Origin of the sequence: Caballeronia choica (genome assembly GCF_001544535.1) — a bacterium.
GTDB lineage: Bacteria > Pseudomonadota > Gammaproteobacteria > Burkholderiales > Burkholderiaceae > Caballeronia > Caballeronia choica.
This window is the reverse complement of record NZ_FCON02000014.1, coordinates 1-25,251: the sequence shown is the minus strand read 5'-3', so window position 1 is coordinate 25,251 and position 25,251 is coordinate 1. Positions and strand designations below refer to the sequence as shown.

Annotated in this window: 25 protein-coding genes; 15 read left to right on the top strand and 10 right to left on the bottom strand. The window is 65.3% G+C overall.

All coding sequences use genetic code 11. The features are described 5' to 3' along the window. Positions 1-27 precede the first annotated feature (27 nt). The 7 genes from katE to AWB68_RS08800 form a co-directional block, all read right to left on the bottom strand. Entirely contained in the window at positions 28-2,322 is a 2,295-nt protein-coding gene (gene katE, locus AWB68_RS08830) for a catalase HPII (RefSeq protein WP_268810921.1), read from the bottom strand. Further along, on the bottom strand, positions 2,237-2,647 hold the full coding sequence (locus tag AWB68_RS08825; RefSeq protein ID WP_087643980.1) for a type II toxin-antitoxin system VapC family toxin: 411 nt from the start codon (positions 2,645-2,647) through the stop codon (positions 2,237-2,239). Before AWB68_RS08825 ends, katE begins: the two co-directional genes overlap by 86 nt. Further along, positions 2,647-2,886: an antitoxin gene (locus tag AWB68_RS08820; RefSeq protein WP_087643979.1), complete on the bottom strand. Its 240-nt coding sequence runs from the start codon at positions 2,884-2,886 to the stop codon at positions 2,647-2,649. Before AWB68_RS08820 ends, AWB68_RS08825 begins: the two co-directional genes overlap by 1 nt. Positions 2,887-2,963: 77 nt before the next feature. After that, entirely contained in the window at positions 2,964-4,670 is a 1,707-nt protein-coding gene (locus tag AWB68_RS08815; RefSeq protein ID WP_087643978.1) for a S10 family peptidase, read from the bottom strand. A 29-nt stretch (positions 4,671-4,699) separates the two neighbouring features. Next, positions 4,700-6,262 (bottom strand): S53 family peptidase, encoded by a 1,563-nt coding sequence (locus AWB68_RS08810; RefSeq protein ID WP_087643977.1) that lies wholly within the window; start codon positions 6,260-6,262, stop codon positions 4,700-4,702. 177 nt (positions 6,263-6,439) lie between these two features. Then, the gene (locus AWB68_RS08805; protein ID WP_087643976.1) at positions 6,440-7,042 is read right to left on the bottom strand and encodes an O-methyltransferase; all 603 of its coding nucleotides are present in this window, start codon (positions 7,040-7,042) and stop codon (positions 6,440-6,442) included. Next, a complete protein-coding gene (locus AWB68_RS08800) occupies positions 7,039-7,455 on the bottom strand; it encodes a GFA family protein (protein ID WP_087643975.1) in 417 nt (138 codons plus the stop codon). Before AWB68_RS08800 ends, AWB68_RS08805 begins: the two co-directional genes overlap by 4 nt. A 116-nt stretch (positions 7,456-7,571) precedes the next feature. Here AWB68_RS08800 and AWB68_RS08795 point away from each other — a divergent pair, with 116 nt between their 5' ends. From AWB68_RS08795 to AWB68_RS08760, 8 genes are all read left to right on the top strand, one after another. Further along, positions 7,572-8,861 carry an inositol monophosphatase gene (locus AWB68_RS08795; RefSeq protein WP_235028263.1) on the top strand — a complete coding sequence of 430 codons (1,290 nt, stop codon included), beginning with the start codon at positions 7,572-7,574 and terminating at the stop codon, positions 8,859-8,861. Then, the gene (locus tag AWB68_RS08790; RefSeq protein WP_235028262.1) at positions 8,851-9,378 is read left to right on the top strand and encodes an isochorismatase family protein; all 528 of its coding nucleotides are present in this window, start codon (positions 8,851-8,853) and stop codon (positions 9,376-9,378) included. Before AWB68_RS08795 ends, AWB68_RS08790 begins: the two co-directional genes overlap by 11 nt. 111 nt (positions 9,379-9,489) lie before the next feature. Next, on the top strand, positions 9,490-10,290 hold the full coding sequence (locus AWB68_RS08785; protein WP_087643972.1) for a transporter substrate-binding domain-containing protein: 801 nt from the start codon (positions 9,490-9,492) through the stop codon (positions 10,288-10,290). Between the two features lie 274 nt (positions 10,291-10,564). Continuing rightward, positions 10,565-10,858: a DUF4148 domain-containing protein gene (locus AWB68_RS08780; protein ID WP_087643971.1), complete on the top strand. Its 294-nt coding sequence runs from the start codon at positions 10,565-10,567 to the stop codon at positions 10,856-10,858. Between the two features lie 329 nt (positions 10,859-11,187). Further along, entirely contained in the window at positions 11,188-11,880 is a 693-nt protein-coding gene (locus AWB68_RS08775; RefSeq protein WP_087643970.1) for a 2Fe-2S iron-sulfur cluster-binding protein, read from the top strand. Between the two features lie 8 nt (positions 11,881-11,888). Continuing rightward, positions 11,889-12,878 carry an FAD binding domain-containing protein gene (locus tag AWB68_RS08770; RefSeq protein WP_087643969.1) on the top strand — a complete coding sequence of 330 codons (990 nt, stop codon included), beginning with the start codon at positions 11,889-11,891 and terminating at the stop codon, positions 12,876-12,878. Next, positions 12,875-15,097, top strand: a complete 2,223-nt coding sequence (locus tag AWB68_RS08765; protein ID WP_087643968.1) for a xanthine dehydrogenase family protein molybdopterin-binding subunit — start codon at positions 12,875-12,877, stop codon at positions 15,095-15,097. The genes AWB68_RS08770 and AWB68_RS08765 overlap by 4 nt, the downstream gene beginning before the upstream one ends. 158 nt (positions 15,098-15,255) lie before the next feature. After that, the gene (locus AWB68_RS08760; RefSeq protein ID WP_087643967.1) at positions 15,256-15,843 is read left to right on the top strand and encodes a nucleotidyltransferase family protein; all 588 of its coding nucleotides are present in this window, start codon (positions 15,256-15,258) and stop codon (positions 15,841-15,843) included. Between the two features lie 27 nt (positions 15,844-15,870). On the opposite strand, the gene AWB68_RS08755 is transcribed toward AWB68_RS08760, so the two are convergent. Then, positions 15,871-16,575 carry a glycosyltransferase family 2 protein gene (locus AWB68_RS08755; RefSeq protein WP_087643966.1) on the bottom strand — a complete coding sequence of 235 codons (705 nt, stop codon included), beginning with the start codon at positions 16,573-16,575 and terminating at the stop codon, positions 15,871-15,873. A 403-nt stretch (positions 16,576-16,978) separates the two neighbouring features. Here AWB68_RS08755 and AWB68_RS08750 point away from each other — a divergent pair, with 403 nt between their 5' ends. From AWB68_RS08750 to AWB68_RS08725, 7 genes are all read left to right on the top strand, one after another. Continuing rightward, entirely contained in the window at positions 16,979-17,473 is a 495-nt protein-coding gene (locus tag AWB68_RS08750; protein WP_087643965.1) for a hypothetical protein, read from the top strand. Between the two features lie 83 nt (positions 17,474-17,556). Beyond that, a complete protein-coding gene (locus tag AWB68_RS08745) occupies positions 17,557-17,754 on the top strand; it encodes a type II toxin-antitoxin system VapB family antitoxin (RefSeq protein ID WP_087643964.1) in 198 nt (65 codons plus the stop codon). Further along, a complete protein-coding gene (locus AWB68_RS08740) occupies positions 17,751-18,122 on the top strand; it encodes a type II toxin-antitoxin system VapC family toxin (protein WP_087643963.1) in 372 nt (123 codons plus the stop codon). Before AWB68_RS08745 ends, AWB68_RS08740 begins: the two co-directional genes overlap by 4 nt. 204 nt (positions 18,123-18,326) lie before the next feature. After that, entirely contained in the window at positions 18,327-20,633 is a 2,307-nt protein-coding gene (locus AWB68_RS08735; RefSeq protein ID WP_087643962.1) for an FdhF/YdeP family oxidoreductase, read from the top strand. A gap of 103 nt (positions 20,634-20,736) precedes the next feature. Further along, positions 20,737-21,327, top strand: a complete 591-nt coding sequence (locus AWB68_RS08730) for a glycosyltransferase family 9 protein (protein ID WP_087643961.1) — start codon at positions 20,737-20,739, stop codon at positions 21,325-21,327. 50 nt (positions 21,328-21,377) lie between these two features. Further along, positions 21,378-21,530, top strand: a complete 153-nt coding sequence (locus AWB68_RS48835) for a hypothetical protein (protein WP_200828660.1) — start codon at positions 21,378-21,380, stop codon at positions 21,528-21,530. 148 nt (positions 21,531-21,678) lie between these two features. Next, complete coding sequence (locus AWB68_RS08725; protein ID WP_087644048.1) at positions 21,679-23,220, top strand: methyl-accepting chemotaxis protein; 1,542 nt, start codon at positions 21,679-21,681, stop codon at positions 23,218-23,220. 55 nt (positions 23,221-23,275) lie between these two features. Here the strand turns inward: AWB68_RS08725 and AWB68_RS08720 are convergent, their stop codons facing one another. Then, positions 23,276-24,463 (bottom strand): M20 aminoacylase family protein, encoded by a 1,188-nt coding sequence (locus tag AWB68_RS08720; protein ID WP_087643960.1) that lies wholly within the window; start codon positions 24,461-24,463, stop codon positions 23,276-23,278. A 597-nt stretch (positions 24,464-25,060) separates the two neighbouring features. Further along, the coding region (locus tag AWB68_RS49315; protein WP_235028261.1) for a hypothetical protein at positions 25,061-25,251 on the bottom strand (191 nt) is incomplete at its 5' end.

Genomic DNA, 25,251 nt, shown 5'->3' with positions numbered 1-25,251 from the left:
GCGATGAGCCTCGGCATCACACAACACTCAAGCCGGCACACTCTCCGCCTTCTGCGCCCTCGACCACACCCGATGCATGCCCAGTGCCTCGATGAATTTCTTCATCACCGCCTTCGCGTCGCCGCCAACGGCCACGCCTTCGTCGCCCGAAGGCAAATGCGCAGCGGCCAGCACATCCTCCCCGTCCCCGATCGCGCCGATGGACTTCAGGTGCTTGAACGCCTCCAGCACGAAGTGGCGCGCGTCGCCCGACTCCGACAGCGTCTTCGCGCTCGCCTTCCCGCCCGCGACGACCACGCCGTCGAACATGATCGACGGCATCGCGAGGATCGTCGCATCCACTTCGATGCCGCCGTCGAGCGTGCCGAGCATCGGCGCGATCACCTTGGCGTGCGCGCCCTCAGCCGCGAGCGCATCTTTGACGGCCTTGATGCTGGCGGCATCGGCGCCCTTCGCCGCGAGAATCGCGACCTTGCGCGTTTTCACGGAAGGCCGCGCCTTGGCCACAATCGAAAGCGCCGGCGACGCCTTCACCGACGACTTGCCCAGTTCCTCCGCGCTCGCGCTCTTCTTCGGCACCGGCAAGCCGAGATTCGCGGCGACGCGCGAGGCCAGTTCATCGTCGATATTCGCGAGAATGCCGAGCTGACGTTCGCGGATCGGCTTCCTTTCGACCTTGCTCAGCTCGAACGAATACGCGCCGACGATGTGATCCTTCTCCGGCGGCGTCATGCTGTTCCAGAAGAGCGTCGCCTGCGAGTAGTGATCGGCGAAAGACGGGCTGCGCACGCGGATCTTCGATCCCTCGACGCGCTCCGTATAGCTCTCGAACCCGCCGCCCGATGCCGCCGGAGCGGTTTCCTTCGGCCAGCCGCCGTCGATGGAATTCGGCTCGTAGGCCGCCTGGCCCTTGACGATCGTCTGACGATGCATCCCGTCGCGCTGTCCGTTGTGAAGCGGCGCGATCGGCCGGTTGATCGGGATTTCGTGGAAGTTCGGCCCGCCGAGGCGGCTGATCTGCGTATCGGTGTAGGAGAAGAGCCGCCCCTGCAACAGCGGATCGTTCGAGAAGTCGATGCCCGGCACGATATGCCCCGGACAAAACGCAACCTGCTCGGTCTCCGCGAAAAAGTTGTCGGGATTGCGATTGAGCGTGAGCTTGCCGATCATCGTGAGCGGCACGAGCTCTTCGGGGATGATCTTGGTCGGATCGAGCAGATCGAAGTCGAACTTGTGCTCGTCCGCTTCCTCGACGATCTGCACGCCCAGTTCCCACTCCGGGTAATCGCCCAGGTCGATCGAGTCCCACAGGTCGCGGCGATGGAAATCGCAATCCTTCCCCGCGAGCTTCTGCGCCTCGTCCCACAGGAGCGACGCGGAGCCGATCGTCGGGCGCCAGTGGAACTTCACGAAGCGCCCTTTGCCCTCTGCATTGACGAAGCGGAACGTGTGGATGCCGAAGCCCTCCATCGCGCGAAGGCTTTTCGGGATCGCGCGGTCGGACATCGTCCAGAGCACCATGTGCGCCGATTCCGGCACGAGCGAGACGAAATCCCAGAACGTGTCGTGGGCCGAGCCGCCCTGCGGCATCTCGTTGTGCGGCTCGGGCTTCACGGCGTGGACGAAGTCGGGGAACTTGATCGCGTCCTGGATGAAGAACACCGGCATGTTGTTGCCGACCAGGTCGAAATTCCCCTCCTCGGTGTAGAACTTGACGGCGAAGCCGCGCACGTCGCGCACGGTGTCGGCAGACCCGCGCGAGCCTTGTACCGTGGAAAAGCGCACGTAGACCGGCGTTTCCTTCGACGGGTCCTGCAGGAACGCGGCCTTCGTCAGCGCGGCCTGCGATTCGTAGACCTTGAACACGCCATGCGCCGCTGAACCGCGCGCATGGACGATCCGCTCGGGAATCCGCTCGTGGTCGAAATGCGTGATCTTTTCACGCATGATGAAGTCTTCGAGCAGCGACGGCCCGCGCGGGCCCGCGCGCAACGTGTTCTGGTTATCGGAAACCTTGACGCCCTGATTGGTCGTCAGCGCCTGATCGGTGGCGTCGGAGCGGAATGTTTCGAGGCTTTCGACCTTCTCATTGGTATTGCTTTGCGACGGGGTGCGGGCGACAGCGCTCGCGGGCTTTTTCTGGGTGGGCATCAGGGGAACTCCATTGTGACGATTGGCCTGGCGCGCGTTTTGATCGCGACAGGCCAATGGTCCGCAACTTGTGTTCCCGGCGCGTTCAGGCGGACCGGACCAGCCAGTTCTGGAGCCGAAGCTCGCCGATGCGCGAAAACTCGGCTGTGTTGTCCGTGACGAGCACCGCATCGAGCGCGAGGGCGTGCGCGGCAATCAGCATGTCGTTCGCGCCGATCACCTTGCCCGCGCGCTCGAGGTCAGCGCGCAATCGCCCATAGGCGTAATCGGCGTCGCCGGAAAGCGGCACAACCTCGATGCTCGCAAGCGCGCGGTCGACGCGGCTCGACAGCTCCGCAGAGCCTTTCTTCTCCACGCCATAGCGCAACTCGGCGGCCACGACGATCGACGTGCAGATGTCTTCCGGCTGTTCTTCCCCGATTCGCGCGGCGCATGAACCGCGCGTATTCCGGATTGCATCGGAAATGATGTTGGTGTCCAGCAGAAAGCGCGGCATTACAGATCCACCGGCTCGGGCGGCGAATCGTCGATATCGGGAAACGCGTCGTCGAGCGGCGCCCATTGCGTCAGCAGATCGCGCAGCGGCACCGCCTTCAACGGTTCGATGATGAGGTTCGCGCCTTCACGCCGGATGATTGCCTCGTTACCCGGCAATTCCAGTTCGCGCGGTATCCGGATCGCCTGGTTGCGTCCATTGCGAAAGAGCCGAACGTGTCGGCCTGCGGTCGTCGTCATGAGATTGCTCCTGGCCTATGCTATGGCATAGGCCAGTTTAGCGCGAAACCGCGATTGTCGCTACTCGGCCATCTGGCCTACTCCACCCTCTTCGCCGCCGTCATCTGCTGCAACGCAATAATGCGGCTCATCGCGACATGGTTCGTCGTCGCCGCCTCGTACATCTTCGCGAGGTCCTTTTTCAACTGCGTGCGCGATCCGCCGTCGAGATAGACCATGTGTCCCGATGGATAGAACGTCGCCGAGAGGTTCTGCCTCACCGTCTTGTCGATCAGCGGCATCTGCTGCAAATCGATCACGGTCTGGTAGAACGGCGTAACGAAGTCGTACATCCCGTTCGCCGACAACACCTTCAGGTCGACGTTCAGCGCCATGACCGCTGCCAGGTCGCCCGCGGTGTACAGGATGATGTTGCCGTGCGCATCGATGCCCTTTTGCGCGCCCGTCGGGTCCGTGTGCTTGAAATCCCAGTTGAGGAACGCCTGGTCGTTGAGGTCGGTGAACGACGACGTCGAGGTAAATTTCAACTGCTCGTTCAGGTAAGTGTTCCACATCGACGTGTAGACGCCGCTCACCGCCGTCATCGTCGGATCGTTGCCGCCGGAGTTCGGGTCGATCTTGCCGGCAATGCCGCTCGACACGCCCGTCACGCGCCCGTCGTAAGAACCGAGCGACAGCCCTTTCGACTTCAGCAGCGTCGTGAGAAAGAGCGAATTGCCGCGGCTGTCGTACGCCGCGATGTCGAGGCTCCATGCGAGCAGCGTCACCTTGTCGATGCCGGTGTACTCAGAGAGCTTCTGCACGACGTCGTCGTCGGTCTGCGGGAACTTGCGCAGCGCGTTGAGATAGTCGGTGCGGGCGAATTCCGCGACTTCCTCGGCAAAGTCCTCAAGGTTCGTCGGCGTCGGATGGACGCCCAGTTTCTTGTGATACCAGGCGTCGGCGGCGGCAGTCGGCAATGCGCCGACCGGATTGCCCGCCTGCCGGTAATCGAGAATCGACGATTGCAGCGTGACGCCGTTCAGGTCGACGCCGTCCTCGTGCAACAGGTAGGCCAGCACGCAACTGCGCGCCGTGCCGTACGACTCCCCGAACAGGAACTTCGGCGAATTCCAGCGGTTGTTCTTCGTCAGATAGCGCTTGATGAACTGCTTGATGGAATTCGCGTCCTGATCGACGCCCCAGAAATCGCGGTTCTTGTTCGGCGCGATCGCGGCCGAATAGCCGGTGCCGACCGGATTGATGAAAACGAGATCGCTCTTGTCGATCAGGCTGTCGGCGTTGTCCTCCATCTGGTAGGGCGCGGGCGGCGTGAAGCTCGGCATCGCGGTCTTGATGCGCCGCGGCGCGAACGAGCCGAGCAGCACGAACACCGACGACGACCCCGGCCCGCCGTTATAGAAGAACGTGACCGCGCGCTCTTCCTCCTTCTGGTTGTCCTTCGTGAACGCGACGTAGAACATCTTCGCGTCCGGCTTGGAACTGCTCGGATCGACCGTCACGAGATGCCCGACCGTCGCCGTGTAGGCGAGCTTGCTGCCGCCGATCGTCATCGTGTGATGCGTGACGGCGGCGTTCTCGTCGGCTTCCGTCGCCGCGACGGAATCGTCCGGGCCGTTGCCGTACGCGACCGGGTCGAAGTACGGCTGGTCGCGCTTGGCCGTGGTCTTCGTCGTCTTGGTCGGGGTCTTTTTCGGCGCTTTCTTCGCCGGCTCCGCGGCTGCTTTCGCGGCCGTCTCCGGCGCCCCGTCGGCGGGTTGTGGTGTGGTTGTATCGGAGTTCATCGTCGTCGTCGCTCCTGGCTTGGTCGTTGTTATTGCTTCAAGGCGGCTGCCACTTTCACTCCGTCCGGGCTGCCGAGTCCTGTGCAGGCGTCCCAACCGGGCGCCGCCGCGAAACTGCCGTTGTTACCCTGCGTGATGTCGCGGCAAGCGGTCTTCGCCTTGTACAGCTTCGGATTGACAAAGCCGGCCGGCTTGCCGTTCAGCGCGTTGATGCGCGCGACGAGCGCCGCCCACAAGGGAGCCACCGCGCTCGTGCCGCCGACCACCGTCTCGTTGCCGTCGATCAGCACTTCGTAGCCCGTCTGCGGCGAGGCGTCGCCGGCGACGTCAGGCACACCGCGCTTCGTCAGCGCCGTGTGTCCGCCGCCCGCGCGCGCCGCCGACAATCCCTTCTGCCACGCCGGCAACGCGAACGTGCCGCTCACGCCGCCGCCCCCCGCGCCGCCCTGGTCGCCGTCGTTCCAGACGACTTCCTGCTGGATGCCGCTCGCCGATGCCGACAGGCTCGTGCCGCCGCAAGCGAGCGCATACGGGCTCGACGCCGGGAAATCGACGTGATCGCCGCCGTCGCCGACGCCGTCGCTCGAACCGCTGTCGCCCGATGCGACGCACACCGTCACGCCAAGCGCGGCGGCGGTTTGCAGCACATCGTTGAACGCGCTGATCGACTGCGCCGACCACATCGACTCCGGCCCGCCCCAACTGATCGAGACGACCGACGGCTTGTGCGTCGTGTCGTGGATCGCGCGGTTGACGGCATCGACGAAACCGGAGTCGCTGTTCGGCGCGAAGTACACCGCGAGCAGCGCGCCGGGCGCGATCGCGCCCGCGATCTCGATGTCCAGCGTTACTTCGCTGTCGGGTCCGTTCGGGTTGCCGGTCGGCGCGTTCTTCGCGTCATCGACGCCGATCGCGACGACCTTCGGCGCCTTCACGCCAAGCTTCGAGAAATACGCGCTGAGGTCGCTCGTGCGATAGCCGCCGCCCAGTTCGATGATGCCGATGCACTGGCCGGCGCCGTCGCCGGGAGGGAAGTCGTAGAGGCGCGCCAGGTCGAGCGGTGTGAACGACGCCTGCGCGAGACCGCGGGCCGGCTTGAACGGCGGCCGGAAGCGAAAATGCGGACGCGCCTGCGGACGGCTGTCGAGACCGAGCACGGCGGTGACCGCGTCGTGCATGTCGGCAGGCACGTTGACCGGCCCCGTGCGACCGCGATACTCGCCAATGTTGTGATGCTGGAACCGTTCGAGCGTGACGTCGAAGGCCTTCTGGAACGCCTCGATCGTGCCTTTGAGCACGACACTGCGCGAGCCCGGATCGGCGCGCACGACCGTGAGCCCGTATTGGGCGGCAAACTTCTCGACTTTCGCGACATCCTCTTGCGACGCCCCGAAGCGCTTTTCGAACTCATCGCGCGGGACGGGGGTGCCCTCGCCCGCATCGATCTTTGCCATCAACTGGCGAAAGCCGTTTTCGTCCTGCCGCCGCAGCATCACGACCACTTCGATTTCTTCCGCCGGATTGCAGGCGCCCACGCACGTTGCGCCTTCGGGATGAAGCTTGTCGCTGCCGCTTACCGGTTGCTTCGCCATGGTATCGATGTTCCTCGCTTGCACTGAAGTTCAAGGGCTGCCCGATACTGCGCTCCACATTCTGGGTTGCCCGCGAAAGCAACGCGCCGCGCTTCCAGTCACACGTATCGTCGTATTTTCCAGCGCTGAATGCAATTCTTCGGACCGGTCGCAGCGACGGCGGTTCCTGCGCAGTCGTTACGGCGCGTTGCGGCGTCGCGCGATGTGCAAGCCTTTGCCGACGGGCACGGTGAGCGTGTCGAACTCACCGGTTGCTTCGACGGCGGCGATGTAGCCCGCGATTTCACCGGGATGCGAGAGCGCGTTGTCGGCGAGGAGGAGTGCGTCGGGCGTGAGCTTCGGCAGGAGCACGGCAAGCTGCGCGGGCGCGCTCACCCGATCGGCGTCGAAGAAGATGCAGTCGAACGGGCCGGCGAGCGATTCGCAGATCGCGGTCGCATCGCCTTCGATCACCTCGACGCGTTGTGTGAGCGAAGCCGCTTTCAGGTTCTCGCGCGCCGCCACGGCCTTGGCAGGATCGCGTTCGATGCTGATGACCTTGTCCGTGGAGTTCAGCTTCAACGCGTTGGCGAGCCAGATCGCGCTGTAGCCGTTCGAGGTGCCGATCTCCAGCACGCGAGAGCGCTTCGACGACGCGACCAGCCAGTACACGAGTTCGGCTGTCGGGCGCTCGAGGTTCAACATCTTCTGGCTGCGCTCGGCCGCATGGGCGTCGTTATCGGCGGCGTAGCGTTCGAGGCGGTCGAGCAGCGCGGAGGTGGGTGCGTCGAGGTGGATCAACTGGTATCTCCGTCAGGTTGTCGCGGCCGGTCTTCGTCGTATTCGGTACGCACGCCGGCCGGCAGCCACGGCTCGCGGCGCCGGCACCAAAGCTCGTACGCCGGCTCGTAGAGGCCGCTTTTATCGAACGCGCCGAGCGGCACGTCGATTTCGCCCGTGTCCGGATATTCCATGAACGCCACCGATCCGCAGACCGGGCAAAAGTGCCGCCACGCCTCGCTGGAACTGTGCCACGCCTCGGTTCGCCCGGAAAACTCCACGTCGCCGCGCTCGAAAACCGCATAGACTCCAAACGCCGAGCCGTGAATCCGGCGGCACGTCATGCAGTGGCACATGCCGACTCGCCGCGGCGCCGCGCCCACGCGAAACCGCACGGCGCCGCACGCGCAGCCGCCTTCCTGAACCGTATCCATGTTTCGTCCTCCATGCCCTGACAATCAGTCGAAGTAGCAACTCGCGAGCCTCGATCGGGTCCGCATCGGCGCGACGGTTTGTTACGATGGAGCCCCACGTCTCGGAGATGGCACACATGAGCAACCTGTCCTTGCTGAAGCTGCTTCCCGGCGTTGGGTCCGACTTCGGTCCCACGGCGTCCGACCTCGTCGCGCACGTGCTGTCGCACGACCGTTTCGATTCGGCGGCGAATGCGGTGTCGCCGCGCGAGACGTTCCGCTCGGTCACCGTCGACCATGTCATGTCCGACGAGTACGTGTTCCCGCTCGGCGCGACCGGCCAGTCGATCGTGCTGTCCGGCTACCGCATCGCGGCGGGCTTTCTCGCCGAGCGAGCCGCCGACGAATGGCTCGACCTGACGCACCGGGCGCGCATCGCGGAAGGCTTGCCGCCCGGCCCGCAGGCCGGCGAGCCGCACCTCGCGCCCGATCCGGCGGAGGCGGACCAGTTGCTCGACCGCGCGCTCGACTGCGTGCAGACGATCATCGATCCGGTTGCCGCGCATCAACTGATGACACTCTTCGAGACGCATTATCGCGGCGGGCGCGAGTTCCTGCGCCTGGCGTGGGAAGGCCTGCCCGAAGATCTCGTGCCCGAGTCGCGCCGGCCGCTCGTCGTGCTGAAGCCGGGCCCCGATCACGTCAGCCGCGAGAAGCGCGACTACGACCCGTATGGCCGCGAAGGCACGAGCGACTACGACGTGGACCGGCCGCTCGCGTATCGCGAGAAGATCGGGCCGTTCCACTTCACGATGACCTACCGCCACGAGTATCCGCAAGTCGACGACGAGCGTCTCGGCACCGCGTTCGCCGTGTTCCACGAAGTCGGCACGGATATCGTCGCGGCGGCGGTCGAACTGAAGCTCGTGAAGGTGCCGCGAATCCACAGCAGCGCCGATCTCGTCTACGTGCTCGATACGTATTCGGGCGAGATGCTGTCGCTCGCGCTCGCCGCGACCGAAGCGCTCGACGCCGACCTGTGCCGCGTGTTCAACGAGCATCGCGTGATCTATATCAGCACCTGGGAAGTGCGCAAGCCGTGGCGCGGCGAAGGGCTTGGCGTCGCGCTGCTGCATCAGGCGCTGGAGCGCCTGCCCATCGATGTCGACGGGAGGCCGAACGCGCTCTGCGTCGCGCCCGAGCCGTACCAGACGGAAATGAAGCATTTCGAGACGCTGCCGCCGGTGCTGCGCGAGGAACTGCGGGCGCCGGCGCATCGGCTTAACGATCACCTGACGAGCTGGCTCGAACGGTCGAAGCTGCCGGTCGCGATGCATTTTTTCGTGCCGATGGCGAAGCACGCGGGCATCGGCTCGGCGGGCGAAAACGCGCGGCTGATCGACCGGATCATGGAAAGTGAAACCTGAGGCGATGCTCGTGCTGGTCGATGTGCAGCAAAAGCTGTTGCCGCACATCGACGATAACGCCCGGCTCCTGCGCCATTGCACGGCGCTCGTGCGCGCGGCGGACTTGCTCGGCGTGCCGGTGCTCGTCACCGAGCAGAATCCGCGCGGGCTGGGCGCGACCGTCGAGGGACTGATCTCGCCGGAACATCGGGTGATCGAAAAAGACACCTTCGACGCCACGCTCAACGACGCGTTTGTCGCCGCCCTGCCGTCCGCGAAGGAATGCGTGCTGTACGTCGCGGGCGCGGAGGCGCATGTCTGCGTGCTGCTCACGGCGCTGGGCCTGCTGCGGCTTGACTATCGCGTGGAGCTGGTCGCCGATGCGGTCGGTTCGCGCGATCCGGCCAACCGGTCGATCGCGATCCGCCGTGCGGAGCAGGAAGGCGCACGCCTCACGAGCGCCGAAACCGCGATTTTCGGCTGGCTCGGCAGTTGCCGGCATCCACGCTTCCGGGAAGCGCTCGGCCTGATCAAGTAAGCCATGCGCGCCACGCATGGCTGGCATGCGCACATTTCGATTGTGACGGGATTTTGGCGTACCTAGAGTGCATCGACCTTCCTTCCACGTACACCTGCCCAGGCCATCATCATGACGACTCGCGTTTCCCGCTTCGCCAAGCTTCTCTCTGCGACGCTCGTGCTCACTGCCTCATTTGCAGCCTTCACGTCGACGGCGCACGCCGACGCGCTCGACACGATCCAGAAGAGCGGCGTCGTGCGCATCGGCGTGTTCATGGACTATCCGCCGTTCGGCTCGATCGGGCCGGACATGAAGCCGCAAGGCTACGACATCGACATGGCCGATTACCTCGGCCGGGCGCTGAAGGCGAAGGTCGAACTGGTCCCGATCACCGGTGAAAACCGCATGGCCTATCTCGCAACGCACAAGGCCGACATGCTGCTCTCCGTCGGCCAGACGCCGGAGCGCGAGAAGATCCTGGACTTCTCGCGTCCCTACGCGCCGTACTATCTCGCCGTGTTCGGTCCGAAATCGCTGCCGGTCAAGAACGCTGCCGATCTGGCGGGCAAGACGATCTCGGTTGCGCGCGGCACGCTGGAAGACCTGAGCGTGAGCAAGGTCGCACCGCCGAGCGCCACGATCAAGCGCTTCGACGACCCGAACGGCGCGATCTCCGCGTTCCTGTCGGGACAGGCGCAACTGATGGTGGTCGGCAACGATGTCGGCGCGACGATCATCGCGCGCAATCCGCCGATCCAGCCCGAGCAGAAGTTCGCGTTGTTCAGCTCGCCGGATCATGTCGGGTTGAACAAGAACGAGCCGAGGCTGCTGAAGGAAGTCGATGCCGCGATCGCGCAGGCGAAAAAGGACGGCACGCTGAATACGCTGTCGACGAAGTGGCTGAAGGCGCCTTATCCGGCGGATCTTTGATCCCTCGGGTGTTTCGGGCGGGACGCACGGGCGTCCCGTCTTCGCTGTTCTGTCTACGCGCTACCACCCCCTCTGACGTCACGCCGTCCCGCATTCCGCGGCAGATCGCCAATCCTGCGTTACGTTCAAGATACTCAGTGACGCGAACCGCCCTCCATTCGCGGAGATGGGCGAAACTGACCGTTAGTTGCGTCATCCACCACATCCAATCCTCTCCCAACCGCGTATAACAGAAAGAGCGACGACGCCCCGTTGCCGTCGAAGGAGGACGATCATGAAGATATCGACATTGCTCGCGGCTTGCGCACTCGGCGCGGTTTCGACGCTTGCGATCGCGCAGACCAGTTCAAGCAACTACGCGCAGATGAACACCTACGAGCAGATGGTCGGAACATCGACCACCGCCGCCGCCCCCGCCAACGCCCCGCTTTCCCGCGCCCAGGTCCGCGCCGATCTTGCCCGCGCCCGCTCCGACGGCACCATCCCGCGCTTCGGCAATCCCGATCCCTACGGTCCCGGACGAATGGCCCGTGGCGCGCCCTCCACGTCTGCGTACCAGATGAACTGACGCGAAACTGGCCGCCCGCTGGCATCAAACGGTCGCGCAACTTTCGCCACGGTCACGCGAATCTTTCGCCCGTTGTGCGAATTTACCGTCTGATGCAGCATTTACCTTCGAACAAATAGCCGACGTCCGCACGGACGGCGACTCTGCGCGCGTGGCACTGGACTTGCTCGCTGCGTTTGGTCGCGGCTCGCGAAGTCGAAGTAACACGGCGAGCCTCATCAGCGCGGCACCAGCCAGCGCGCCCGACGCTACTGCCCTCATCCGGCAACGCACCCGGCGAGCCAGCCAGCGCAGCGTCCACTCGACCGAGCGAGGAGCGTCGTATCGCCATGTCCCAGACCAAAGACAAGAATCCCCCGAGCAACGAAGATCATGCGCAGAAACCGTCGCGGCGACGCTTCCTGCAATCGGCGGCCGCCACGGTGGCGGTCACGGCCGCGCCCCACTTGCATGCCCAGCAACAAACCGCGGCGACGCCCGCCGTCGCGCCGCCACCCGCAGCCGCCTCGCTGATGCCGGTGCATCTGATGATCAACGGCCATCCATACGAATTGCAACTCGAAGCCCGCACGACGCTGCTCGACGCCCTGCGCGAATACGCGGGCCTCACCGGCACGAAGAAAGGCTGCGACCGCGGCCAGTGCGGCGCGTGCACGGTGATCGCGGGCGGCAAGCGGATCAACTCGTGCCTGACGCTCGCCGTGATGCACAGCGGCGAAGCGGTCACGACGGTCGAAGGCCTCGCATCCGGCGACACCCTCAGCCCGATCCAGCGCGCGTTCATCGAACACGACGCCTTCCAGTGCGGCTTCTGCACACCCGGTCAGTTGTGTTCGGCGACCGCGCTCATCGACGAATTCCGCGCCGGCGACGCGAGCGCGGTTACGTCGAATGTGCGCGCGCGACCGCCGCAACTTTCCGACGACGAAATCCGCGAGCGCATGAGCGGCAACATCTGCCGCTGCGGCGCGTATCCGAACATCGTCGCGGCGGTGTCAGCCGTCGCGTCGAACAAGGCGTAGGGGGCGACATGGATGCGATCTCCTACGAACGCGCGCCCGATGCCGCCGCCGCGATCCGCTTGGCAAGCCAGCCGGGCGTGGTGTTCATCGGCGGCGGGACGAACCTGCTCGACCTGATGAAGGGCGGCGTGGCGCGGCCCGTCAAGCTCGTCGACATCACGCACATCGACGGCCTGGACCGGATCACGGCCTTGCCCGACGGCGGCCTGCGCATCGGCGCCCTCGCCCGCAACAGCGACACGGCGAATCACGCGTGGGTGCGCGACCGCTATCCGTTGCTGTCGCAGGCGTTTCTCGCGGGCGCGTCGGCGCAATTGCGCAACATGGCGACGGTCGGCGGCAACCTGATGCAGCGCACGCGCTGCTATTACTTCTACGACGCGGGCTTTCCCCAGTGCAACAAGCGCAATCCGGGCAGCGGCTGCGCGGCGCTCGAGGGCAACAACCGCATCCACGCGATCCTCGGCGCGAGCCCGCAATGCATCGCGACGAATCCGTCCGACATGAGCGTCGCGCTCGCGGCACTCGAAGCGGTCGTGCGTGTTTCCGGTCCACAGGGCGAACGCGCGATTCCGTTTGCGGAGTTCCACCGCTTGCCGGGCGACCGGCCCGATCTCGATACGACGTTGCAGCGCGGCGAGCTGATCACGTCGGTCGATCTTCCGCCGCCGCTCTTCGCGCAGCACTCGCGCTACCTGAAGGTGCGTGACCGCGCGAGTTACGCGTTCGCGCTGGTCTCGGTCGCGGCGGCATTGCAGATGGACGGCGACACGGTGACGTCGGCGCGCATCGCGCTGGGCGGCGTCGCGCACAAGCCGTGGCGCGCGACCGAAACCGAACGGATGCTCGCCGGCAAGCCGCTCACGCGCGCCACGCTGCAAAGCGCCGCCGCGCTTGCCGTGCGCGACGCGAAGCCGTATCGCGAGAACGGCTTCAAGGTGGAACTGGCGCAACGGGCGATCGTCCGCGCCGTCGAACAGGCTGGAGGTGTCGCATGAGCGTCATTGGAAAACCGCTCGACCGCACCGACGGCGTGCTCAAGGTAACCGGCCAGGCCCGCTATTCGGCCGACAATCCCGAATCCAAGCTCGCGCACGCGGTGCTCGTGACGAGCACCATCGCCCGAGGCAGAATCGCGTCGATCGACGCGGCGCGCGCGCAGTCGATGCCGGGCGTCCTGCTGGTGATGACGTACCAGAACGCGATGCGCCTGCCGAACGGCGGCGTCGCCACTGCGGAGCCGCCCGCCGTGCGCCGCCTCACGCTCCTGCAAACCAGCGAGGTGCGCTACAGCAACGAACCGGTGGCCGTAGTGGTCGCGGATACGCTGGAGCGCGCCGTCGATGCCGCGCACCAGGTGCAGGTGCGCTACGAAGCCGCCGCGCCGAACGCCGATTTCCAGCGCGCGAAACCGCAGGCGTATCCGCCGGCCAAGATGAACAACCGCCCGGTGGCAACCGCGCGCGGCGACGTCGAGGCCGGCTTGAGCCAGGGCCCGACGCGGCTCGACGCCGTCTATACGACGCCCTACGAGCACCACAACCCGATGGAGCCGCACGCGACGCTCGCCCGCTGGGACGGCCCGAATCTCATGCTCTACGACGCCACGCAAGGCGTCTCGGGTGCGCGCGGCGCGGTCTCGAAGCTGCTCGGCATCAAGGAAGAAAACGTGCGCGTGATCTGTCCGTTCGTCGGCGGCGGGTTCGGCTGCAAGGGCTCGGTGTGGTCGCACGTCGTGCTGGCCGCGATGGCCGCGAAGCAGACCGGGCGGCCGGTGCGCCTCGTGCTCGAACGGCCGCAGATGTGGGGCATCGTCGGCAACCGGCCGTTTACCGAGCAGCACATGCAGGTCGCCGCCCGCGACGACGGCACGCTGACCGGCATGCGTCACGACGTGATCTCGACCACTTCGACCTTCGAGGACTGGGCCGAAACCTCGGCGATCGTCACGCGCATGCTCTACGCGGTGCCGAACCAGTCGACCTCGCACAAGCTGGTGAAGCTCGACATCGGCACGCCGACGTTCACGCGCGCGCCCGGCGAGACGAGCGGTTCGTTCGCGCTCGAATCGGCGATGGACGAAATGGCGTACCAGCTTCGCATGGACCCGATCGCGTTTCGCCTGAAGAACTACGCGGAAATGGAGCCGCAGGAGAAAAAACCGTGGTCGGGCAAGGCGCTGCGTGAGTGCTACCAGAGCGGCGCTGAGCGTTTCGGCTGGTCGCGGCGCAATCCGAAACCCCGTTCGATGCACGACGGCCGCACGCTCATCGGCATGGGCGTCGCGACCGCGACCTATCCGGCGAACCGCAGCGAAGCATCGGCGATCGCGCGCATCCTGCCCGACGGCACCGCGATGGTCGCCTCCGGCACGCAGGATCTCGGTACCGGTACCTACACGGTGATGACGCAGGTCGCCGCCGATGCGCTCGGCTTCCCGACCGAGAACGTGCGCTTCGCGCTCGGCGATTCGTCGCTGCCGAAGGCGCCGGTATCGGGCGGTTCGCAGTCGGTCGCCAGCGTCTCGCCGGCGGTGCAGGCCGCTGCGAACGAGGCGCGCGACAAGCTGATCGCGATGGCGCTCGCCGACTCCGGCTCGCCGCTCGCGGGCGCGTCTCGCGACGACGTCACGGTCGACAACGGCTGGGTGATCAGCCGCTCGACGCCGTCGAAACGCGATCCGGCGGCGGCGATCATCGCACGCAACGGCGGCCAGCCGATCGAGGCGACGGCGACCGTCAAGCCGGGCGCCGAGAAACAGCAATACTCGTTTCACTCGTTCGGCGCGGTGTTCGCGGAAGTCCACGTCGATGCGGACCTTGGCACGATCCGGGTGGCGCGTATCGTCGGCGTGTATGACGTCGGCAATCTGCTGAACGCGAAGACGGCGCACAGCCAGTTGATGGGCGGCATCGTGTGGGGCATCGGCTCGGCGCTGCTTGAAAAGAGCGATCTCGACGCGCGCTACGGCCGCTACACGAACGCGAATCTCGGCGAATATCACGTGCCGGTGAATGCCGACGTCGGCACGCTCGACATTTCGTTCGTCGGCGCGGGCGATCCGTATATCAATCCGCTCGGCGCGCGCGGGATCGGCGAGATCGGTATCACGGGGGTGTCGGGGGCGATTGCGAATGCCGTTTATCACGCGACCGGCGTGCGGGTGCGGGATCTGCCCGTGACACTCGACAAGCTGCTGCCGGGGACGACCGTCTAGGTGTTGTTGCTGTGCTGCTTGCACCGTTTGATGCGCAAAACCATCAAACGGTGCGAACTGCACCGAACCCCGTCCTATATCTCGGCTTTTTTTCAAGACTTGCGGGCAACTTCGACGCGCTGCACAATCCACGCATCCCACCCTGCGCATGACCGGCCATGACATATTCATCGAATGCGACCGGCATCCTCCTCGCCGCCGGTCTCGGCACGCGCTTCGATCCGTCCGGCATCCACAACAAGCTGCTCGCCACACTCCCCGACGGCACGCCGATCGTGTTCCAGTCCGCACGACGGTTGCTGTCCGTGGTGGAACAGGTGGTCGCCGTGGTGCGGCCGGGCGCGGAAAAACTCGCCGACGTGCTCAACGAGGCGGGCTGCAACGTGATTTTCGCGATCGACGCCGAACGCGGCATGGGCGCGGCGCTGGCCGCCGCCGTGCGCGCCACGCCGGAGGCGGAGGGCTGGCTGGTCGCGCTCGGCGACATGCCATGGATCGAACCGCGGACGATGGAAGCGGTGGCGCGCGCGCTCGACGGCGGGACGTCGCTCGTCGCGCCCTACTACCGCGACCAGCGCGGGCATCCGGTGGGCTTCGGCCAGGCGCACGGCGAGGCGCTCGGCGCCCTCGACGGCGATGCGGGCGCGCGCTCGCTGATCACGCTCAATCCGGTACGGCGCATCGAAGTGGACGACCCGAACATCCTGCGCGACATCGATCTGCCGAGCGATTTGCAAACGCAATGAGTCAAAGCGTGCCGCAGTGAAGCGCCGTTACGCCGCCAGCGCGGCATCCGGCTGCGCCACCCCCGGCATGGCCCCGAAATAGCGCAGGCCCACGTCCACGAGCGTCGCGCCGAAGCCCTTCTTCGCGCGGAAATCCGTGCGCGCGCTCGTCACGACGCGCGGCGCCGCACTCCATTCGATCCGCGCGCCCGTCGCGAGCAGCGCTTCGACCAGCGCCACGTCCTCGCTCGATTCGAGCGGCGGAAAGCCGCCCGCGCGCAGATACGCATGCGCCGACACGCCCAGGTTCGCGCCATGGATATGGCGATGGCCGTCGGCGTCGGTATAGGTTGCGCCGAAATGCTCGCGCACGGCGGCGATGTGCGGCGACCAGTCGTGCACGCCGACCACGCCGCACACCGCGTCCGCGCAGCAGTCGAGCTGCCGCACCAGCCAGTCATCGGCGACGGCGGTATCGGCGTCGGTGAACGCGAGCCAGCGCGCACCGAGCGCGAGCGCCCGCTCGGCGCCATGCGCGCGCGCCATGCCGACGTTGCGCGCCGCGACCTGCACGACCTCCGCGCCGAGCGCGCGGGCGATGGTTTCGGTGTCGTCGGTGCAACTGTCGAGCACGACGATTACGCGCACTTCCTCCCCGAGCAACTGATGATGGTTCGCGGCGCGTCGCGCGCACGTCACGCACTCCCCGATATGCGCCGCTTCGTTGTGGGCGGGAATGATGATGCCGAGCATTGTTGACTCCGTTCGTATGGTTCGGCGCGCCGGTTCCCCGGCCGCGATGCGGGCATTTCAGCAAACACCGTTCCCAGCGTTTCACGTTGTGCAACGAGCGCGCGGCCCAGACAAGCCTACGTCGGGCCGGCGGGCAAGCCTGCACGACCAAGCGCTCGGAAAGGCCGGACTCGAACGCAACCCGGGTGCCGGACGAAGTATTCGGGACGATCGTCGAGGCGCTCGTCTTCGCGAGCCAGATCGCCGGCGGTACCGCCAGCATGAGGACGCCGTTCAAGGCGTGGCCCAGGCTGAATGAGGCCCGCCGCACACTGGATGCAACAGGACGTAACCAGCGTCAACGTTCCTGTAAGCGGGGCGTTAATACCCTCGTTACCGTTCGCATTCGAGGCATATCGCTCACATGGCTGCTCTACCGTTCACCGAACTCCGCCAACAAAAACAACGCACCGCGCTCGTGCCGAAATCCGCCGGACAATTGCGGGTGGAGCACGACCGGATCGTCGCGCGCGTGCGCCTGCTGCTCAATGTGACGATCGCGCTCGCCTGCATCGGCGTCGCGGTGATCGCGTGGCTGCCGTTCTCGCCGGTGCCGGGCGAGTTCCGCTTTGGCGTGCAGGAAGTGCTGGGCGTCGCGGTATTCGCGGCGTGTCTGTTCGTGCTCCACGAGCGCACGGAACTGACGCTCAGGCTCTACAACTTCGAACCCGTCGAGCAGACGACGCAAGGCGAATTGCGCGCGCTGCTGCATCGCGTGCCGGAAGGGGCGTCGTATCAGAACGCGCTCGCCGCCGACAACCGGACCTTCGTGACCGGCGAAGTCGAAGCGATCCGCGAGCGCGCGGAAGCGTTCGTGCCGAAGAATCTGCCGGCCGATGAGGGGAACGGGGAGACGTGAGCGGGACAAGTGCACGCGACGGCACGCTTGGCAGCATCAAATGATGATAAAATTGATACTCCGCCAATGCACTTGGAGTACCTATGCGCACAACCTTGGCCCTCGACGACGATTTATTGACAAAGGCTCAAGCCATGACGGGCCTTTTCGAAAAGTCGGCACTGATTCGTGAAGCACTGCGCGCGCTCATCGAGCGGGAAAGCGCGCGACGCCTGAGTCGCCTGGGTGGAACCGAGGGCGATCTCGAACCAATCGCTCGACGCAAGCCAGAGCAATCATGATCCTCGTCGACACCTCTGTCTGGATCGACCATCTGCGTTCAGGCGAGCCGACGCTCCAGGCGCTGCTCGAACAGAACCGCGTCACGACCCACCCGTTCGTAATTGGCGAAATTTCACTGGGAAGTCTGCGCCAGCGCGATGTCGTGCTGGATGCGCTGAACGACTTGCCCCATGCAACAGTCGCGATGGACAGCGAAGTGTTTCGCATGATCGGCGATCAGATGCTGCACGGGCTCGGCATCGGCTATGTAGACGCGCATTTGTTGGCGGCGGTCCGTCTCACCCCCGGTTCGAGATTGTGGACAAGGGATCGCCGACTCAATGCGGTCGCCGAGCGTCTGGGCGTTGCCGCGCAGGTTCTACACTAGCCGCTTCGCACGACTGCCTGCAGAAGTCATACAGCAGCGCGTTTCTGACAACGACCCTCGCAGTCCGCACCCAACCCAAAGCCGCCGCCCGTCCCTACAGGCAGGCGGCTTTCTTTTTCCTATCTGCGCCGCACGCTTGAACCCGCCCCAAGCCTGATTATTGCTAATCCAACGGAGAAACCCGCTTCCGTGGAGAAAACCGCAATGAGCAAGCTACCGCGCATCGAGAAATACAGTCATCCGGCCGGCGGCTGGGGTTCCGCCAAGGCGGTCGCGTCGATCCTGATGAAAGAGCACGCCGCCCTGCATGGCGCGCGCATCCTGATGCACCAGAACAAGCCTGACGGTTTCGCATGCGTCAGTTGTTCGTGGGCCAAGCCCGCCGATCCGCATCTCTTCGAATTCTGCGAGAACGGCGCCAAGGCGACCGCCTGGGAGGTCACGGCCAAGCGCGTCACGCCCGATTTCTTCCAGCACCACACGCTCGCCGCCCTCGAAGCGTGGACCGATTTCGAACTCGAGTCGCAAGGCCGTCTCACCGAACCGATGCGCTACGACGCCGCCACCGACCGCTATCACCCGATCGCCTGGCAGCAAGCCTTCGATGAAATCGGCGCGCAGTTGCGCGGCTTCGATCCGAAGCGCGTCGTGTTTTACGCGTCGGGCCGGGCGTCGCTCGAAACGTCGTACATGTACCAGCTTTTCGCGCGCATGTACGGCAGCAACAACCTGCCGGACAGCTCGAACATGTGTCACGAGAGCACGTCGGTGGCGCTGCCGGAGACGATCGGCGTGCCGGTCGGCACCGTGACGCTCGACGATTTCCGCCACACCGACTGCTTTTTCTTCTTCGGCCACAACACCGGCACGAACGCCCCGCGCATGCTGCATCCGTTGCAGGAAGCGAGGCAGCGCCACGCCCGGATCATCACCTTCAATCCGATCAAGGAGCGCGGGCTCGTATCGTTCGCCAATCCGCAGTCGCCGGGCCAGATGCTCACGCCCGACGAAACCTGCATCAGCACGCAATATCACCAGGTCAAGATCGGCGGCGACATCGCGGCGGTCACGGGCATCTGCAAGGCGCTGATCGAAGCCGACGACAAGGCGCAAAAGGACGGCAGCCCGCGCGTGCTGGACGCCGCGTTCATCGCCGAGCACACGCACGGCTTCGAATCCTTCGCCGATGCGATGCGCGCGGCGAACTGGCGCGACATCGAAGCCGAAAGCGCGCTGACGCGTTCGGCGCTGGAAGCCGCCGCCACCGAATACGCGAAGGCGAAGGCGGTCATGATCCTCTACGGCATGGGCATCACGCAGCATCGCGAGGGCGTGCTCGCCGTGCAGATGCTCACCAACCTGATGCTGCTCGGCGGCAACATCGGCAAGCCGGGCGCGGGCATCTGCCCGATTCGCGGCCACTCGAACGTGCAGGGGCAGCGCACCGTCGGCATCACGGAGAAGCCGTCGCTCGTGCCGCTCGCCCGGCTCGCCGAGATGTACGGTTTTGAGCCGCCGACCGACGTCGGCATGTCGACCGTCGATGCCTGCGCGAGCCTGCGCGACGGCACGCTCGACGCATTCATCGGTCTCGGCGGCAATTTCGCGCGCGCGACGCCGGATCACGGCGTGCTCGAACCGGCGTGGAGGACGCTGCCGCTGACCGTCCAGATCGCGACGCACCTCAACCGCAGCCATCTGCTGCACGGCCGGGCGGCTTATCTGCTGCCGTGCCTCGGGCGCATCGAGGTCGACAGCCAGGCGAGCGGCGCGCAGATCGTCACGGTCGAGGACAGCACCGCGTGCATCCACGCGTCGCGCGGATTCGCCGAGCCGGCGAGCGAGCACCTGTTGTCGGAGCCGGCGATCGTCGCCGGCATCGCGAAGGCGACGCTCGAGCCGGAAAACGGTTCCGTCGACTGGGACGCGTGGGTCGGCGATTATTCGCTCGTGCGCGACGCGATCGAACGGACCTATCCCGACCAGTTCAAGGACTTCAACCGGCGCATGTCGCAGCCGGGCGGCTTTCACCGGCCGCTGGCCGCAGCCCGGCGAGAATGGAAGACGAAGACCGGCAAGGCCAATTTCATCACGCCCGAAGGCATGGGCGAGGACCTGGACATGTCGTTCGAGGGCGACCGCACGCTGCGCCTGATGACCACGCGCGGCGACAGTCAGTTCAACACGACGGTTTATTCCCTTGACGATCGCTTTCGGGGTGTCTTCAATACCCGACAGGTGTTATTGATGAATCGCGACGACATGACGCGGCTCGGCCTGGCGGAAGACGAAGCGGTGACGGTCACGACCGTCGCGAACGACGACGTCGAGCGCAAGATCGACGGGCTGCGCGTTCACGCGTTCGACATTCCGGCCGGCTGCGTAATGGGCTACTACCCGGAGTGCAATCCGCTGATTCCGCTCGCGCACCACGCGAAGCGCAGCAAGGTGCCGGCGGCCAAGGCCGTACCGGTCCGGCTGCGCGCGATGACTGCCGCGACGCGCGCATGAGCGGCGCGCAATGCCGAAACAACGGGCATGGCGCATGCTTGGGGCTTTCGGCCGTTTGAATCGTCAGACGGCCCCGACCTTCACGCCAGTTGCAGGAGCCACGATGCGATCCCGTCCTCTTTCACCGCTCGCCGACGAACTCGCGCTGATGCCGGACGCGCCCGCCGCGCCGCACGGCGTCCCGCTCCAGCCTGAGCGGGTCGACGCGGACTACGATGAACTGGTCGCGTTTCATGGCATCGAGCGGGAGCGGCTGGTGTTGATCCATCCGGGCAGCCACGGCGCGGCGCCCGCGTGGCCTGTCGAGCGCTACGCCGAAGTCGCGGACCAGCTCGCCGCCGATGGCTGGCAGATCGCGATCGTCGGCGATGCGCTCGAACCCGAGCGCACCGGCGCCGTGCTCGGCGCGATGCAGACGGCGGCCCTGTTCCTCGCCGGAACGATGTCGCCGGAAACGCTGACACGGCTGATCGGCGATGCGCGCCTCGTCCTCTCCGACGACGCCGCGACGCCCTCACCGGTGGCGGCGGCCCGCGCGCTCGGCACGCCGCAGATCGCGCTCGACGAGCGTCACGGCGACACATCGAGCGAAGCCGTCGCGCTGGACGCGCGCGCCGCCCTGGCGCGCGTGGGCACCGCGCATCCGGGCGACCCGTTCACCCTGCACACGCCGGCGCTGCACGAAGCGACGTGATGAAACGCCATCAGGCGGCCCGAGCCATTCCACCCAACCCGAGCGAGACCATGAACTTCGAGATGCAGACCAGCCCCGTCCCGGACCCGATCGCCGATCCGAACCGCGATCCGGAAGCCGACCCACTCACGCCGCCGTCGCCGGGGCATCGTCCCGACGAGCCGCAGCACCCGGACGCCCCGCCCAACAAGGACCCGATCTAGACCGATCGTTGCACGTCTGCTACCACACCGCCGAATAAGGGTTTTCCCGCCCCTACATCCGCGCCGCCGATTGCCGTAATGCCCTCATGCGCGGCGGCCCTTCGCCGCGCGCGAGAACATGAAAGGCGGCTGGCGGGACATGAACAAACTGACGTTGAATCAAAAGCTCGGCTCGATGATCGCCGTGCTGTGGATGGGCCTGATCGCGATCGGGATCATCGGCGCGTGGCAGAACCGCGCATCGATGATCGACGACCGCCGCGACCAGTTGACGACACTCGTCGGCGAGGCGCACAGCGTCGCCGCGCATTTCCAGGCGCTCGCGGCCAACCGCACGCTGACCGACGACGAGGCGAAGCAGAAGGCGCTCGAAGTCATTGGCGCGATGCGCTACGGCCGCGACGGCTACATCTCGATCAACGACTCGCGTCCGTTCATCGTGATGCATCCGATCAAGCCCGCGATGAACGGGCAGGACGTCTCGGCGTTCGCCGATCCGCAGGGAACGAAGCTTTTCGTCGAGATCGTGAAGGCGGGCAACCAGCCGGGCGGCGGTTTCGTGAATTACCTTTGGCCGAAGCCGGGCAACGAACAGCCGGTCTCGAAGCTGAGCTACTCGCAGCGCTTCGCGCCGTGGGACTGGTATCTCGTCACCGGCATGTACATGGACGATGTGCAAAGCGCGTTCTACGCCAGCGCGCTGCGCTGGCTCGCGATCACGGCGCTGCTCGGCGTGCTCGCCACCGTCGCGATGCTGCTGGTCCTGCGCAGCATCAAGCGCAATCTCGGCGGCGATCTGGAACTTGCGGTGAGCGCGGCGCAGCGGATCGCGCGCGGCGACCTGACGACGCCCGTGCGCGTGCAAGCCAACGACACGTCGAGCCTGCTCTACGCGCTTGCCACCATGCAGAGCGGTCTGGTCGAGACGGTGTCGCGCGTGCGGAACGGGACGGAGAACATCAACGTCGGCGCATCGGAGATCGCGGCGGGCAATACCGATCTCTCGCAGCGCACCGAGCAACAGGCGGCCGCGCTGGTCGAAACGGCGTCGAGCATGGACGAGATGACCGCCAACGTGAAGCAGAACGCCGACAGCGCCACGCAAGCGGCACGTCTCGCCGAACAGGCCGCGGACGTCGCGACGCGCGGCAGCAGCGTCGTCGACGACGTAATCCAGACGATGACACGCATTACCGACAGTTCGCGTCAGATCGGCGACATTATCGGCGTGATCGACGGAATTGCTTTCCAGACGAACATCCTCGCGCTGAACGCCGCGGTCGAGGCAGCGCGCGCCGGCGAGCAGGGACGCGGTTTCGCCGTGGTCGCGGCGGAAGTGCGCAGCCTCGCACAGCGCTCGGCCACGGCGGCGAAGGAAATCAAGGCGCTGATCGAAACCTCGACGCAGACGGTTGAAGAAGGCGCGTCGCTCGTGTCGAACGCGGGCGCGACGATGGGCGAGATCGTGCAGTCGGTGCGGCGCGTAAACGAAATCCTCGACGAGATCAGCCACGCTTCGCGCGAACAAAGCGCCGGCATCGAACAGGTGAACCGGGCAGTGGTCGAGATGGATCAGGTCACGCAGCAGAACGCCGCGCTGGTCGAAGAAGCGGCAGCGGCAGCGCATTCGCTGAAAGATCAGGTCGATGTGCTGCGCGAGGCGATCGAGAGTTTTTCGCTGCCGGCTTGAGGTTGAGTCGAGTCATGCGCATGACACCCGTTATGCGCATAAAGTTTTATAAAACTTATTGCGCAAGATACCGTTCGACCAGACGCGTCCAGTAGGCCGCGCCGATCGGCAGGTTCTTGTCGTTGAAATCGTAGTGCGGGTTGTGGACCATGCAGCCGTCCTCGCCCGCTCCGTTGCCGATCCGCAGGAACGAGCCCGGCCGTTCCTGCAGCATGAACGCGAAATCTTCGCTGCCCATCAGGATATCGGCGTGCCCGAGCACCTTGTCGTCGCCGACCAGTTCGCGCGCCACCTGCGCGGCGAACTCGGTCTCCGCGTCCGAATTCACGACGACCGGATACCCTTCCTCGTACTTCACGATCGCCGTCGCGCCGTAGCTCGCCGCCTGCGCCTGCACCAGTTCGGTGATCCGGCGCTTGAGCAGCGCGCGCACTTCCTCGCTGAACGAGCGCACGCTCAGTTCCATCGTCGCCGAGTTCGCGATGACGTTGTTCGCCGTGCCGGCATGCAACGAGCCGACCGTGACGACAGCCGGCTGCGACGGATCGACATTGCGCGCGACGATGGTCTGCAGCGCCATCACGACGCTCGACGCCACGACGACCGGATCGACCGTCAGATGCGGCCGCGCCGCGTGTCCGCCAACGCCTTCGATCGTGATCGTGACCTTGTCGCCCGCCGCCATGAACGCGCCACGGCGGAACAGGAACACGCCCGGCGCCATGCCGGGATGGTTGTGCACGCCGAACACGGCGTCGCAGGGAAAGCGCTGGAAGAGACCGTCGGCGATCATCTTCTGCGCGCCGCTCGGCACGCCGTGCTCTTCCGCCGGCTGGAAATACAGATGCACGGTGCCGCTGAAGCGCTTCGTGCGCGCGAGTTGCCGCGCGGCGCCGAGGAGCATCGTCGTGTGGCCGTCGTGGCCGCACGCGTGCATCTTGCCGTGCGTCGCGCTGGCGTAGGGCTTGCCGGTCTGCTCGACGATCGGCAGCGCGTCCATGTCCGCGCGCAGGCCGATGCTGCGCGTACCCTCGCCCACCTTCAGCGTACCGACGACGCCCGTCTCGCCGACGCCGCGCGTCACTTGCCAGCCCCATTCGGCGAGCTTGTCGGCGACTAGTGCGGCGGTTCCCACTTCTTCATACGCGAGTTCGGGGTGGCGATGGATATGGTGGCGGATGTCGCGCAGCACGGGGGTGTCGTCGGTGAGGTCGGCGATTTCGGTGTAGCGGGGAGTGGTCATTAGGGTCTTCTTGAACTGGCGAAACCAACATTATGAACAGTTTGAGGGAAGCGACAAACGCGTCGAATGCTGTTCGCCAATGTTGCGACCGCGAAATCCGCCTTCATCCGGCGTTCTGTTCCCCTTATCGCATATCGATGATTACCCTCATGGATTAAATCGCCTTGAAATACTATGTGACGTCTCATAATAATCGCGTGGCCATCTCATATTAATGCGTTGTTTGCGACCACGTTTAGATCGGCTACGCTTGCCTCGCATCTTCGAAGATGTCTCGCGCGTGCGCACCCGCGATGTTGCGTGCAAATATCATTCGCCGGCTTTCCTGCGGAGCCGAATATCGGATTCTGTTATCCGAAATCGACTGCCTTAGTGCCAGCGCCGGATTGCCACACATGGTGATTTTCCTGCGATCAGTCGACATGGATACCATCAGCCTCAACCGGTAGTTTCATCGGCCATTCCGGCCGGAATCAAATTTTCATGCGTAATCACGCTGCTAAAATTATTTAAAGGCTATATGCCACGCCAGAATCTTCAGGTGCCGTCGACTATATTCATCGCCATTTACGCACTGAATTTCTTCCGAATTGGTTATCAAACCGTCGCCATCGCGTGGTTTGCCGCGCAAGCGACGGGCCGGGCTAACTCGATCGCACAAATCCTGTTGGCATCCAGTATTGCGACGTTATGCATGTCGCCCGTTATGGGCATGTCGTTATACACAACGTCGCTGTCGCGCCACGACAGCGAGAAAGCTCGTTTACTTTCAATGACATAGAGCAGCG

What these genes read in the sequence shown, in the direction of transcription:
- AWB68_RS08780 (WP_087643971.1), top strand. Translation starts at nt 10,565, where the DNA reads ATGAAGATATCGACATTGCTCGCGGCTTGCGCACTCGGCGCGGTTTCG.
- AWB68_RS08760 (WP_087643967.1), top strand. Translation starts at nt 15,256, where the DNA reads ATGACATATTCATCGAATGCGACCGGCATCCTCCTCGCCGCCGGTCTC.
- AWB68_RS08770 (WP_087643969.1), top strand. Translation starts at nt 11,889, where the DNA reads ATGGATGCGATCTCCTACGAACGCGCGCCCGATGCCGCCGCCGCGATC.
- AWB68_RS08825 (WP_087643980.1), bottom strand. Translation starts at nt 2,647, where the DNA reads ATGCCGCGCTTTCTGCTGGACACCAACATCATTTCCGATGCAATCCGG.
- AWB68_RS08750 (WP_087643965.1), top strand. Translation starts at nt 16,979, where the DNA reads ATGGCTGCTCTACCGTTCACCGAACTCCGCCAACAAAAACAACGCACC.
- AWB68_RS08730 (WP_087643961.1), top strand. Translation starts at nt 20,737, where the DNA reads ATGCGATCCCGTCCTCTTTCACCGCTCGCCGACGAACTCGCGCTGATG.
- AWB68_RS08765 (WP_087643968.1), top strand. Translation starts at nt 12,875, where the DNA reads ATGAGCGTCATTGGAAAACCGCTCGACCGCACCGACGGCGTGCTCAAG.
- AWB68_RS08795 (WP_235028263.1), top strand. Translation starts at nt 7,572, where the DNA reads ATGAGCAACCTGTCCTTGCTGAAGCTGCTTCCCGGCGTTGGGTCCGAC.
- AWB68_RS08820 (WP_087643979.1), bottom strand. Translation starts at nt 2,886, where the DNA reads ATGACGACGACCGCAGGCCGACACGTTCGGCTCTTTCGCAATGGACGC.
- AWB68_RS08785 (WP_087643972.1), top strand. Translation starts at nt 9,490, where the DNA reads ATGACGACTCGCGTTTCCCGCTTCGCCAAGCTTCTCTCTGCGACGCTC.
- AWB68_RS08720 (WP_087643960.1), bottom strand. Translation starts at nt 24,463, where the DNA reads ATGACCACTCCCCGCTACACCGAAATCGCCGACCTCACCGACGACACC.
- AWB68_RS08755 (WP_087643966.1), bottom strand. Translation starts at nt 16,575, where the DNA reads ATGCTCGGCATCATCATTCCCGCCCACAACGAAGCGGCGCATATCGGG.
- AWB68_RS08745 (WP_087643964.1), top strand. Translation starts at nt 17,557, where the DNA reads ATGCGCACAACCTTGGCCCTCGACGACGATTTATTGACAAAGGCTCAA.
- AWB68_RS08800 (WP_087643975.1), bottom strand. Translation starts at nt 7,455, where the DNA reads ATGGATACGGTTCAGGAAGGCGGCTGCGCGTGCGGCGCCGTGCGGTTT.
- AWB68_RS08740 (WP_087643963.1), top strand. Translation starts at nt 17,751, where the DNA reads ATGATCCTCGTCGACACCTCTGTCTGGATCGACCATCTGCGTTCAGGC.
- katE (WP_268810921.1), bottom strand. Translation starts at nt 2,322, where the DNA reads ATGCGGTGCTCGTCACGGACAACACAGCCGAGTTTTCGCGCATCGGCG.
- AWB68_RS08810 (WP_087643977.1), bottom strand. Translation starts at nt 6,262, where the DNA reads ATGGCGAAGCAACCGGTAAGCGGCAGCGACAAGCTTCATCCCGAAGGC.
- AWB68_RS08775 (WP_087643970.1), top strand. Translation starts at nt 11,188, where the DNA reads ATGTCCCAGACCAAAGACAAGAATCCCCCGAGCAACGAAGATCATGCG.
- AWB68_RS48835 (WP_200828660.1), top strand. Translation starts at nt 21,378, where the DNA reads ATGAACTTCGAGATGCAGACCAGCCCCGTCCCGGACCCGATCGCCGAT.
- AWB68_RS08815 (WP_087643978.1), bottom strand. Translation starts at nt 4,670, where the DNA reads ATGAACTCCGATACAACCACACCACAACCCGCCGACGGGGCGCCGGAG.
- AWB68_RS08735 (WP_087643962.1), top strand. Translation starts at nt 18,327, where the DNA reads ATGAGCAAGCTACCGCGCATCGAGAAATACAGTCATCCGGCCGGCGGC.